The sequence below is a fragment of the Streptomyces sp. NPDC024555 genome (assembly GCF_055559335.1).
The window spans coordinates 47,643-61,538 of sequence record NZ_JBVHKV010000022.1 but is presented as its reverse complement, the minus strand read 5'-3'; the positions used below and the strand labels follow the sequence as shown (position 1 = coordinate 61,538).

Annotated in this window: 1 protein-coding gene; it reads left to right on the top strand. The window is 75.7% G+C overall.

Features of this window, described 5'->3' with window-relative positions; all coding sequences use genetic code 11:
• Positions 1-13,893, top strand: coding sequence for a type I polyketide synthase (locus ACZ4FH_RS30720; protein ID WP_467309043.1), 13,893 nt, complete (start codon positions 1-3; stop codon positions 13,891-13,893).
• The last annotated feature ends 3 nt before the right edge of the window (positions 13,894-13,896 follow it).

Below are 13,896 nucleotides of genomic sequence, written 5' to 3'. Positions count from 1 at the left end.
ATGACCGCACCCTCGGACAAGATCGTCGACGCCCTGCGTGCCGCGCTGCGCAGCAACGAACAGCTCAAGCAGCGCAACGAGCGCCTCGAACAGGTCGCGCGCGAACCGATCGCGATCGTCGGCATGGGGTGCCGGCTCCCCGGCGGAGCCGACAGCCCCGAGCGGCTGTGGGAGCTGCTGGCCGGCGGCGGGGACGCCATCTCGCCGTTCCCCGACCGGCCCGGCTGGGAGACCGACTCCCTCGTCGACCCCGACCCCGACCGGCGCGGCACCACCTACGTCAGCGAGGGCGGCTTCCTCCACGACGCCGACGGCTTCGACGCGGGCTTCTTCGGCATCTCCCCGCGCGAGGCCCTGGCCATGGACCCCCAGCAGCGGCTGCTCCTCGAAGTCGCCTGGGAGACCCTGGAGAGCGCACGGATCTCCCCGGCCTCGCTGCGCGGCACCGCCACCGGGGTCTTCACCGGGGCCACCGGCCAGGACTACGGCCCCTTCGTCCACGAGTCGGGCATCGACACCGAGGGCTACCTCGCCACCGGCGTCGCCACGAGCGTCGCCTCCGGCCGCATCGCCTACGTCCTGGGCCTCGAAGGCCCGGCCGTGACCGTGGACACCGCCTGCTCCACGTCCCTGGTGGCCCTGCACCTGGCCGTGCAGTCCCTCAGGTCCGGCGAATGCTCACTGGCCCTGGCCGGCGGCGCCCAGCTGATGACCAGCCCGTCCACCTTCCGCGAGTTCAGCCGCCAGCGGGGCCTGGCCCCCGACGGCCGTTGCAAGCCCTTCTCGGAGGACGCCGACGGCACGGCCTGGAGCGAAGGGGTCGGCCTGCTCCTCGTCGAACGCCTCTCGGACGCCCGCCGCAACGGCCACCGCGTCCTGGCCGTGGTGCGCGGCACGGCCGTCAACCAGGACGGCGCGTCCAACGGCCTCACCGCCCCGAGCGGCCCCGCCCAGCAGCGCGTCATCCGCCAGGCCCTCGCCAACGCCCGCCTGACCTCCGCCGATGTGGACGCCGTCGAGGCCCACGGCACGGGCACGAAGCTCGGCGACCCCATCGAAGCCCAGGCCGTCCTGGCGACCTACGGCCAGGACCGCCCCGCCGACCGCCCCCTGTGGCTCGGCTCGGTCAAGTCCAACCTCGGCCACACCCAGGGCGCCGCAGGTGTCGCCGGTGTCATCAAGATGGTCCAGGCGATGCGCCACGACCTCCTGCCGAAGTCCCTGCACCTCGGCACCCCGTCGTCCCATGTCGACTGGTCGGCCGGAGCGGTGGAGCTCCTGGCCGAGGCCCGGGAGTGGCCGCGCGGCGAACAGCCCCGGCGCGCGGGCGTCTCGGCGTTCGGCATGAGCGGCACGAACGCCCACGTGATCCTGGAGGAGGCCCCCGCCGAGAACGCCCCTGAGGCCCCGTCCCCGGCCCCGTCCGTGGCCCCGTGGTTGATGTCGGGGCGGAGTGCCGCCGCGCTGCGGGGGCAGGCCGAGGCGCTGGGTGCGCTGGCGGCCGATGACGATGCCGATCCGGTGTCGGTGGGCTGGTCGCTGGCGACGACCCGGGCGCGGTTCGAGCACCGGTCCGTGGTGCTGGGCTCGTACGGCTCTGGCCTTGCGGCCCTGGCTGCGGGCGAGCCGTCGGCCGCCGTGGTGTCCGGGGTGGCCGGTCCGGTGGGCCGGTCGGTCTTCGTGTTCCCCGGCCAGGGTGCGCAGTGGGTGGCCATGGGGGCCCGGCTGTTGGACGAGTCGGCGGTGTTCGCCGAGGTCGTGGCCGCGTGTGAGGCCGCGATGGGCGGGCTGGTGGACTGGTCGGTGACCGATGTGCTGCGCGGCAGCCCGGACGCGCCGTCGCTGGAGCGGGTCGATGTCGTCCAGCCCGCGTCGTTCGTGGTGATGGTGGCGCTCGCGGAGGTGTGGCGGTCGTACGGGGTGACGCCTTCCGCTGTGGTGGGTCACTCGCAGGGTGAGATTGCTGCCGCGTATGTGGCGGGTGCGTTGTCCTTGGAGGACGCGCTGCGGATCGTCTGCGTGCGGAGCCGGGCGATTGCGGGTCTGGCCAGTGGTAACGGGACGATGGCGTCCGTCGGTGCCGGGGTCGCTCAGGTCGAGGAGATCCTGGAGACGTGGGGCGGCCGGGTATCGGTCGCTGCCGTCAACGGGCCCTCGCAGGTGGTTATTTCGGGTGAGGTCGAGGCTGTGGAGGAAGCGGTCGCCCGGTGTGTGGAGCTGGGGCTGCGGGCCCGTCGTATCGCCGTGGACTACGCCTCCCACTCGCCCGCGATGGATGTCCTGCACGACGAGCTGACCAGCAGCCTGACCGGGATCAGCCCGCAGGCCGGCACGATTCCGCTGCTGTCGACGGTGACGGGTGAGTTCACCGACGGCTCGGACATGACCACCGACTACTGGGTGACGAATCTCCGCTCCCAGGTCCGTTTCGCGCAGGCGATCGAGAGGCTGGCCGCTGACGGGTACGGGGTCTTCGTCGAGGTTTCCTCGCATCCGGTGCTGTCGGCCGCGATCGAGGAGATAGCCGACGAGGGAATCGTCACCGGGTCGCTCCGGCGCGACGACGGCGGCCTGGACCGGTTCCTCGCGGGCGTTGCCGAACTCTGGGTGCACGGCGTGGACGTCGACTGGACGGCCGCGTTCCCCGAAACCCGCCCGGCGCTCGTCGACCTCCCCACGTACGCCTTCCAGCGCAGCTCCTACTGGCCCGAGGTCCGTGCCGAGGAGGCCGCCGCCGGTGGTGAGGGGACCGCCGCCGACCGGGAGTTCTGGGCGGCGGTGGAGCGGGCCGACGCGGAGGCACTGGCCGGGACGCTGGACGCGGAGGCGGCGGTCATCGATCCGCTGCTGCCCGCGCTCGCGGACTGGCGGCGCAAGCAGCGCGAGCAGGACACCACCGACTCCTGGCGCTACGAGGTGAAGTGGCGCCCGTGGCGCGCCGGTGACGGGCGGCCCGAGCTGGCCGGGGACTGGCTGGTGGTCCTGCCCGAGGGCGAGGCCGGGACCGAGTACACCGCCGGTGTTCTGGACGCCCTGCGCACGCACGGGGCCGAGGTGCGGACCCTGGTGACGGCGGACGGTGACGGCGGACGGGAGGCGCTGGCCGAGCGGCTGCGCGCGCTCGTGCCGCAGCCGGCCGGGGTGCTGTCGCTCCAGGCGCTCGACGAGCGCCCCTGCTCCGGGCAGCCGGCCGTGCCGTCCGGGCTCGCGGCCACGGTCGCGCTGGTCCAGGCACTGGGGGACGCGGACATCGCCGCTCCGCTCTGGATCGCCACCCGGGGCGCGGTGGGCATCGGCTCCTCCGACCCGGAGCCCAGCACGGCGCAGGCGGGGATCTGGGGGCTCGGCCGGGTCGTCGGGCTCGAACACCCCGACCGCTGGGGCGGGCTCGTCGACCTGCCCGCGCTCCTCGACGCACGCGGCGCGGCACGGCTCGCCGCCGTGCTGGCCGACGGCGGCGAGGACCAGATCGCGCTGCGCGCCTCGGGTTCCTTCGTACGCCGTCTCGTCCACGCCCGGCCCGAGGACGCCCGGGTCCGCCGCTGGCGCCCGCACGGCACCGCGCTGGTCACCGGGGCCACCGGCGGCATCGGCGCCGAACTGGCCCGCTGGCTGGCGGCCGAGGGCATCGACCATCTGATCCTGACCAGCCGCCGCGGTGCCGAGGCGCCCGGGGCGGCGGAGCTGCGCGACGAGCTGACCGGGCAGGGTGTCGGCGTCACGCTCGCGGCCTGCGATGTCGCGGACCGCGCGGCCCTGGGCGAGGTCCTCGCCCTGGTGCCCGAGGCGCATCCGCTGACGGCGGTCGTGCACGCGGCGGGCGTCGGGGAGTTCGCGCCCCTGTCCGAGCACCGCGCCGACGGCCTCGCGGACGTCCTGGCGGCGAAGACGCTCGGGGCCACCCACCTCGACGCGCTGCTCGGTGACCGGCCGCTGGACGCGTTCGTGCTGTTCTCGTCCAGTGCCGGGGTCTGGGGCAGCGGTGGCCAGGCGGTCTACGCGGCGGCCAACGCCCACCTCGACGCCCTCGCCCACCGCCGCCGGGCGGCGGGCCGGACCGCCACCTCGGTCGCCTGGGGCGCGTGGGGCGGCGCGGGCATGGCCGCCGACGACTCCATGGCCCGCCATCTGGGGGCCCGGGGCATCCGGGCGATGGCGCCCGCCTCCGCGTTCGCCGCGCTGCGCGCCGCCGTCGAGCGCGACGAGACCGCCGCGATCGTGGCGGACATGGACTGGGAGCGCTTCGCGCCCGCCTTCGCGTCCGCCCGTCCCCGCCCGCTCCTCGACGAACTCCCCGAGGCCGTACGCGCCCTGGCGGGCGGGCAGCCGGAGGGCACCGGGCCGGACGCCACCGACGACACCCTGCGCCGCCGCCTCGCCGGACTCACCCCGGCCGAGCAGCAGCGCGAACTCCTCGATCTGGTGCGCGCCCACGCCGCCGCCGTCCTCGGCCACGCGGACGCCGACGCGATCGAACAGGGCCGTGCCTTCCGCGAGCTGGGCTTCGACTCGCTCACCGCCCTGGAACTCCGCAACCGCCTGGGCACCGCCACCGGGCTCCGGCTCCCCGCCACCCTGGTCTTCGACCACGCCCAGCCCCGGCTGCTGGCCGCCTTCCTCCGTACCGAACTCCTCGGCGACACCTCCGCCGCCCAGCACACCGGCACCCCGGGCACCGGACCGGCGGCGGCCGACGAGCCCATCGCCATCGTCGGCATCGGCTGCCGCTACCCGGGCGACATCCGCTCGCCCGAGGACTTCTGGAAGCTGCTCGCCACCGGGACGGACGCCCTGTCCGCACTGCCCACCGACCGGGGCTGGCCCACCGACGTCGCCGGGGTCCGCGAAGGCGGATTCGTGTACGACGCGATCGACTTCGACGCCGGTTTCTTCGGCATGAGCCCGCGCGAGGCCCTGGCCACCGACCCGCAGCAGCGGCTCCTGCTCGAAACGGCCTGGGAGGCGTTCGAGCACGCCGGGATCGACCCGTCCTCCGTGCGCGGCAGCCGTACGGGCGTCTTCATCGGCTGCAACAGCATGGGCTACGGCAGCGGGCTGCCGTCCGTCCCCGAGGAGGTCAAGGGGCATCTGCTCGTCGGCAACGCCACGAGCGTCGTCTCGGGCCGCGTCGCGTACAGCCTCGGCCTGGAGGGCCCGGCGGTCACGCTCGACACGGCCTGCTCCTCCTCGCTGGTCGCGCTGCACTGGGCCGCCCAGTCCCTGCGCTCCGGCGAGTCCACGATGGCCCTGGCCGGCGGTGTCGCCGTCCTGGTGACCCCTGACAGCTTCACCGAGTTCAGCCGCCAGGGCGGTCTCGCCGGGGACGGCCGGTGCAAGGCGTTCTCGGACGACGCGGACGGTACGGGCTGGGGCGAGGGCGCGGGCGTCCTCGTCCTGGAACGGCTCTCGGACGCGCGCCGCAACGGCCACCGCGTCCTCGCCGTGGTGCGCGGCACCGCCACCAACCAGGACGGCGCCTCCAACGGGCTCAGCGCCCCCAGCGGCCCCGCCCAGCAGCGCGTCATCCGCCAGGCACTGGCCACCGCCGGGATCTCGGCCGCCGAGGTGGACGCGGTCGAGGCGCACGGCACGGGCACCCGCCTGGGCGACCCGATCGAGGCGCACGCCCTCCTCGCCACGTACGGCCAGGACCGGCCCGAGGACCGCCCGCTGTGGCTCGGTTCCGTGAAGTCGAACTTCGGCCACACCCAGGCCGCCGCCGGGGTGGCCGGTGTCATCAAGATGGTCCTCGCGATGCGCCACGGCGAACTCCCCAGGACGCTGTACGCGCAGACGCCGTCCACGCACGTCGACTGGTCGGCGGGCGCCGTGGAACTGCTGTCCGAGGCACGGGCCTGGCCCGCCGGCGACCGGCCGCGCCGGGCCGGGATCTCCGCCTTCGGCATCAGCGGCACCAATGCGCACATCATCCTCGAAGAGGCGCCCGCCGCACCGGAACCCGTCCGGGCCGAGGCCCCGCTGCCCGTCGTCCCGTGGCTCGTCTCCGCCCGGTCCCGCGAGGCCGTCGCCGCCCAGGCCGCCCGACTGCGCTCCGGCGCTGTGGAGGCGGGCGCGGCGGACGTGGCCCTCTCCCTGGCGACGACCCGGGCCGCCCTGGAGCACCGCGCCGTCGTCCTCGGCACCGGCACCGACGACCTGCTCGACGGGCTGGGCTCCCTGGCCGACGGCGCCCCCGCCCCCGGCACGGTGACCGCGACGGCCGGTGACGGCCTCACCGGGTTCGTGTTCTCCGGCCAGGGCGGGCAGCGGCTCGGCATGGGCCGCGAACTCGCCGATGCCTTCCCGGTGTTCGCGGAGGCGCTGGACGAGGTGTGCGCCCACTTCGACGCCCTGCTCGACCGGCCCCTGCGCGACGTCGTGTTCGGGGACGCGGAGGCGTTGAAGAACACCGGCTGGGCACAGCCGGCGCTCTTCGCCGTCGAGGTCGCCCTGTACCGCCTGGTCGAGTCCTGGGGTGTCCGGCCGGACTACCTGGCCGGACACTCGGTGGGTGAGCTGGCCGCCGCGCATGTCGCCGGGGTGCTGTCCCTGGCCGACGCGTGCCGGCTGGTGGCGGCCCGTGCCGGTCTGATGCGCGCACTGCCGTCCGGTGGTGCGATGTGGGCCGTACGCGCCACGCTCGACGAGGTCACCCCGCTGCTGGTGGAGGGCGTTTCCGTGGCTGCGGTCAACGCGCCCGGCCAGGTGGTGCTTTCGGGCACCCGTGAAGCCGTCGAAGCGGTGGCCGGGCAGCTCACGGGGCGTCAGTCGCGGTGGCTGGAGGTCAGTCACGCCTTCCACTCCTCGCTGATGGACCCGATGCTGGACGCCTTCACGGCCGTCGCCGCCGAGCTTTCGTACGAGACACCCCGCATTCCGATCGTGTCGACACTGACCGGCGAGCAGGTCAGCGGGTTCACCGCCGCGTACTGGACCGAGCAGGTGCGTGGCACGGTCCGTTTCGCGGACGCGGTGATCCGGCTGAAGGATCTCGGGGTCACCCGGTTCCTGGAGCTGGGCCCGGACGCCACCCTCACCGGCGCCATCGACGAGACGTACGCGGACGCCGCGTCCGTGGGTGCGCTGCTGCGCCGGGACAAGCCGGAGCCCGTCACCGCCGTCACCGCGCTCGCCCAGCTGTGGGCGGCCGGGGCCGAGGCCGACTGGGAGGCGTTCTTCGCCCCGGCCGGGGCACGGGTCACCGATCTGCCCACGTACGCCTTCCAGCGGCGGCGCTACTGGCTGGGCGCGGGAGCGGAGTCCCGGGACAGCTGGAACCACCGGGTCGTCTGGCGCCCCCTCGCCGAACGGCCCGGACCGCTCGCCGGGCGCTGGCTGGTGCTGGCGCCCGGGACCGGTGACGACCCGCTCGTCACCGGGCTCGCCGACGCGCTCCGGGCCGCGGGCGCGGACCCCGAGGCGGTCGCGCTCGCCCCGGACGCGGACCTCGCGCCGCAGCTCGCCGCGTACGCGGGGGCGGCCGGAGTCGTCTGCCTGCCGACCGGCGCCGCCGGGGACGGGGCCGCCCGCACCGGCTGGCTCGCGGACGTGGTGCGCGGGCTCGGCGAGGCCTCCGTCACGGCACCGCTGTGGTGCGTGACCAGCGGGGCCGTCGCCACCGGGGACGGCGACGAGGCACCCGACCCCGAGCAGGCCGCCGTCTGGGGGCTGGGCCGGGTCGCGGCGATCGAACACCCCGACCGCTGGGGCGGACTGGCCGACCTGCCGGCCCGCCCGGCCGCACCGGACCTCGAACGGCTCGCCGGTGTGCTGGCCGGGGAGACCGGCGAGCACGAGATCGCCGTCCGCGCCACCGGGCTGTCCGTGCGGCGGCTGGAACGCGTGACCGGCCCCGCCCGCCCCGCGGGCGAACTGCCCCTGGGCGCCACCGTGCTGGTCACCGGCGGCACCGGGGCGCTCGGCGGCCACGTCGCCCGGTGGCTGACCGGCCACGGCGCCCGGCACCTCGTCCTCGTCGGCCGCCGGGGCCCGGACGCGCCCGGCGCCGCCGCGCTCCGCGACGAACTGACCGAGGCGGGCGTCCGCGTCACGCTCGCGGCCTGCGACGTCTCCGACCGGGACGCGCTCGCCGCGCTGCTCGACGGACTCGACGCCGACGGCGTCCGCGTCGACGGCGTCGTGCACGCGGCCGGCATCGTCGACGACGGGCTGCTCCACACCATGACCCGCGCCCAGCTGGACGCCATCTGGGCGGCGAAGGCCACCGCCGCCGCGCATCTGGACACGCTGCTGGCCGACCGTGCGCCGGACGCCTTCGCCCTGTACTTCTCCTCCCTCGCCGGCACGCTCGGCTCCGTCGGCCAGGCGGGCTACGCGGCGGCCAACGCCTACCTCGACGCGCTCGCCGAGACCCGCCGCCGGGCCGGGCGGCCCGCGCTGTCCGTCGCCTGGGGCCCCTGGGCCGGTGACGGCATGGCCGCCGACGGCGACCTCGCCGAACGGATGCGGCACACCGGGCTCAGCCCCATGGCCGCCCCGGCCGCGCTCGCCGCCCTCGCCCACGCCCTGACCGGCGACGCGCCCTGCACGGTGATCGCGGACGCCGACTGGGCGCGGATGTCCGCCGGCCGGTCCGGCGGGCTCCTCGCCGCACTCGCCGCCCCCGAGGACAGCGCCGACCAGCCGGGCGGCGACGCGCCGACCCTGCGCCGCGAGGTGCTGGCCCTGCCCGAACAGGCCCGGCACGCCGCCCTGCTCGACGCGGTCCGTGCCCAGGCCGCCCAGGTCCTCGGGCACGCCTCCGGCGCCGACGTCGAACCCGGGGCCGCGTTCTCCGCGCTCGGCTTCGACTCCCTGCTCGCCCTGGACCTGCGCGGCCGGCTCGCCGCGCTCACCGGTCTCGCCCTGCCCGCCACCCTCGTCTACGACCACTCCAACGCCGACGCGCTCGCCCAGCACCTCCTGAACGAGCTGACCGGCGCCGCCGACGACACCGCCGACGCCCTCCTCCCGGCCGCCCGGACCGGTGCCGGCGACGAACCCATCGCCGTCGTCGGCATGAGCTGCCGCTTCTCCGGCGGCATCCGCACCCCCGAGGAGCTGTGGCGGCTGCTCACCGACGGAGCGGACGGCATCGGCCCCTTCCCCGAGGACCGGGGCTGGGACACCGCCGGCCTCTACCACCCGGACCCGGCCCACGAAGGCACCTCGTACGCCCGCGAGGGAGGCTTCCTCCACGGCGTCGCGGACTTCGACGCCGACCTGTTCGGCATCAACCCGCGCGAGGCCCTGGCCATGGACCCGCAGCAGCGGCTCCTCCTCGAATGTTCCTGGGAGGCCTTCGAACGGGCCGGGATCGACCCGCGTTCCGTCCGCGGCAGCCGCATCGGCGTCTTCGCCGGGACCAATGGCCAGGACTACCCCGCCGCCCTGCACAACTCCGACGAGAACGTCGCCGGTTACCTCGCCACCGGCAGCTCCGCCAGCGTGTTCTCCGGCCGCATCTCGTACACCTTCGGGCTCGAAGGGCCCGCCATGACCGTGGACACCGCCTGCTCCGCCTCGCTCGTCGCCCTGCACCTGGCCTGCCAGGCGCTGCGGGCCGGTGAGTGCAGTGCCGCGCTGGTGGCCGGGGCGTCCGTGATGAGCACTCCCGGCGCGTTCGTGGAGTTCAGCCGCCAGCGCGCCCTGTCGCCCGACGGCCGCTGCAAGGCGTTCTCGGAGGACGCCGACGGCACCGGCTGGGGCGAGGGCGCCGGCGTCGTCATGGTGGAACGCCTCTCCGACGCCCGGCGCAACGGCCACCCCGTCCTCGCCGTCATCCGCGGCACCGCCGTCAACCAGGACGGCGCCTCCAACGGGCTCAGCGCCCCCAGCGGCCCCGCCCAGCAGCGCGTCGTCCGCCAGGCGCTCGCCGCGTCCGGCCTCACCCCGCAGGACGTCGACGCGGTCGAGGCCCACGGCACCGGCACCACGCTCGGCGACCCCATCGAGGCCCAGGCCCTCCTCGCCACGTACGGGCAGGACCGGCCCGAGGACCGGCCGCTGTGGCTCGGCTCGCTCAAGTCGAACATCGGGCACACCCAGGCGGCGGCCGGAGTCGCCGGCGTCATCAAGACCGTCCTCGCCCTGGGCCACGCCACCCTGCCCAAGACCCTCCACGTCTCCACCCCCACCCCGCACGTCGACTGGGACGGCGTGGAGGGCGGCGGCGTACGGCTGCTCACCGAACAGCGGGCCTGGCCCGCACTCGACCGGCCGCGCCGCGCCGGTGTCTCCGCGTTCGGCGTCAGCGGCACCAACGCCCACGTCATCCTGGAACAGGCCCCCGACACCGAGGAACCCGCGAGCGACGCCCCCGCCCCCACCGCCCCGTTCTCCGACGCGGTGCTGTGGACACTGTCCGGCAAGACCCCGCAGGCCCTGACCGACCAGGCCGCCCGGCTGCTCACCCACGTCACCGCCCCCGGCGCACCGGCCCCCGCTGCCGTCGCCCGCGCCCTGGCCACCACCCGCGCCGCGCTCGACCGGCGCGCCGCCGTCATCGGCACCGGCCCCGACGAACTGCTCGCCGGACTGACCGCGCTCGCCGAGGGCCGCGAGTCCGCCCACGTCGTCACCGCCACGGCCGGCACACCCGGCAGGACCGTGTTCGTCTTCCCCGGCCAGGGCGCCCAATGGGCCGGAATGGCCACCGAACTGGCCGCGTCGTCCCCGGTGTTCGCCGCGAAACTCGCCGAGTGCGAGGACGCGCTCGCCGCCCACGTCGACTGGCGGCTCACCGACGTCCTGCACGGCGCCCCCGGCGCCCCCGGCTACGACCGCGTGGACGTCGTCCAGCCCGTGCTGTTCGCGGTCATGGTCTCCCTCGCCGCGCTCTGGCAGTCCTGCGGCGTCCGCCCGCACGCCGTGATCGGCCACTCCCAGGGCGAGATCGCCGCCGCCTGCGTCGCCGGCGCCCTCACCCTGCCCGACGCCGCCCGCGTCGTCGCCCTGCGCAGCCGCGCCCTGACCGCGCTCGCCGGAAGCGGCGGCATGGTCTCCGTGATGCTCGCACCCGAACCGGCCGCCGACCTCGTCGCCCGCTACGAGGGCCGCTGCTCCGTCGCCGCCGTCAACGGACCCGCCTCCGTCGTGATCTCCGGCGACGTGGACGCCCTCGACGAACTCCTCGCCCACTGCGAGAGCACCGGCGTCCGCGCCAGGCGCATCCCCGTCGACTACGCCTCGCACAGCGCCCACGTCGACCGCATCGAGGACGACGTCCTCGCCGCGCTGCGCCCGATCCGGCCGCAGCGCCCCACCGTCCCCATGCTGTCCTCCGTCACCGGCGAGTGGATCGACGGCGAGGAGACGGACGCCGCGTACTGGTTCCACAACCTGCGCCGCCCCGTGATGCTCGACCCCGTCGTCCGCACCCTCGCCGGCCAGGGCCACCGCGCCTTCCTGGAGATGAGCCCGCACCCGGTCCTCACCGTCCCCGTCCGCGAGACCGTGGACGACCTCGCCGACGACACCCCGGCCACCGGACAGGTCCACGTCGGCGGCTCGCTGCGCCGCGACGACGGCGGCCCGCGCCGCTTCGCCGCCTCGCTCGCCGAGGCCCACTGCTCCGGCGTGGAGATCGACCGGCACGCGGTCACCGCGACCCCCGACGGCGACACCACCCGCGCCGGCCTGCCCACGTACGCCTTCCAGCACCGCCGCTACTGGCCCCGCCCTGCCGCACCGGCCCCGGACCGGACCACCACCGACCCCGCCGACGCCGGATTCTGGACGGCCGTCGAACAGCAGGACACCGACGCCCTCGCGGACACCCTCGGCGTCGGCGCCGCCGCCCTCGGCGAGGTGCTGCCCCAACTGTCCGCCTGGCGGCGCACCCGCCGCGACGCCGCCGCCCTGGACGCCTGGCGCTACCGCGCCGTATGGCGCCCGCTGCCCGAACAGCGCCCCGCCCACCTGACCGGCACCTGGCTCCTGCTCGTCCCGGAACTCCCCGGCACCGCCGACGACGGTGTCCGGGAGTGGTGCGCGGCGGTCGGCCGGGCCCTGGCCGACGCCCCCGGCGTCACCCTGAGGACCGCGACCGTCGACCCGGCCACCGCGACCCGCGCCTCCCTCACCGACCTGCTGCGCGGCCACCGGGCCGACGCCGGCCCGCCGCACGGAGTCGTCTCCCTGCTCGGCACCGACGTCCGCCCGCACCCCGAGCACCCCGCCACCCCCGCCGGAGTCTCCGCGACCCTGCAACTCGCCCAGGCCCTGGCCGACACGGACGACGACGCGCCCCTGTGGCTGCTGACCCGCGCCGCCGAACTGGCCGCCCCCGGCGACCGGCTCACCGACCCCGTACAGCGCCAGATCTGGGGCCTGGGCCGGGTCATCGGCCTGGAACAGGCCGACCGCTGGGGCGGGCTCGTCGACCTGCCCGCCGCACTCGACACCTCCGACGCCGAACGGCTCCGCCACCTCCTGGCCGGACGCGGCGACGAGGACCAGATCGCCCTGCGCCGCCAGGGCGCCCTCGTCCGCCGCCTGGCGCCCGCACCGCTCGGCGACACCCCGCCCGCCCGGTCCTGGCAGCCCCGGGACACCGCCCTCGTCACCGGCGGAACCGGCGGCCTCGGCGCCCACATCGCCCGCTGGCTCGCCGCCGCCGGCACCGGACACCTCGTCCTCGCCGGCCGCCGGGGCCCCGACGCGCCCGGCGCCGACGCCCTGCACAAGGAACTCACCGCGCTCGGCGCCGACGTGACCATCACCGCCTGCGACGTCGCGGACCGGGACGCGGTGGCCGCACTCCTGGCCGGACTCCGCGACGAGGGCCGCCGGCTCCGTACGGTCGTCCACGCCGCCGGACTCGTCCAGGCCACCCCGCTCACCGAGATGACCCCCGCCGAATGCGCGGACGTCCTCGCCGCCAAGACCCTGGGCGCCACCCATCTCGACGAACTGATCGGCGAGTACTTCGACGAGGACGCACTCGACGCCTTCGTGCTGTTCTCGTCCAACGCCGGCGTCTGGGGCAGCGGCGGCCAGGCCGCCTACGCCGCCGCGAACGCCGCACTCGACGCCCTCGCCCAGTCCCGCCGCGCCCGCGGCCGCACCGCCACCTCCGTCGCCTGGGGCGCCTGGTCCGGCAGCGGTATGGCCGCCGACCCGGCCGCCGAGGAACAACTGCGCCGCCGGGGCGTCGACGCCATGGCCCCCGACCGGGCCCTCGCCGCCCTGCGCCAGGCCCTGGAACACGACGAGACACTGCTCACCGTCGCGGACATCGACTGGCCGCGCTTCGCGACCGGCTTCACCGCCGCCCGGCCCCGGCCGCTCCTCGCCGAACTCCCGACCGGCGCCCCGGCGACGGACGGAGCCGGCCCCGACGCAGCCGCCGGACAGCCGGACGACGCGTTCGCCGACCGGCTGCGCGGCATGGTGGCCGCCGAACGCGACGCCGCCCTCCTCGGACTCGTCCGGACCGCCGTCGCCGCCGTCCTCGGCCACGACGAACCCGACGCCATCGAGGTCGACCGCCCCTTCAAGAGCCTCGGATTCGACTCCCTGACCTCCGTGGAGCTCCGCAACCGGCTGACGAAGGCGACGGGCGTCAAACTGCCCGCCACCCTCGTCTTCGACCACCCCACGGCCCTGGACCTCGTCGCGAGGCTGCGCACCGGACTCCTCGGCGAGCAGCCCGCACCGCTCGCTCCGGACCAGGCAGTTCTTCAGGAGCTGGACAAGATTGAGGCCGGAATTTCAGCTCTTTCCCCAGACCACGACCTCGACGCCGTCCAAGCCCGGCTGCGCAGCCTACTGTCGGCGCTGGGGGACAGGCAGACCGTGGATGACGAGGTGCCCGTAACCCGCAAGTTGGAGACAGCGACAGACGACGAGCTGTTCGAATTCATCCACAGGGAGTTCGGTAAGTCTTCCTGAGCG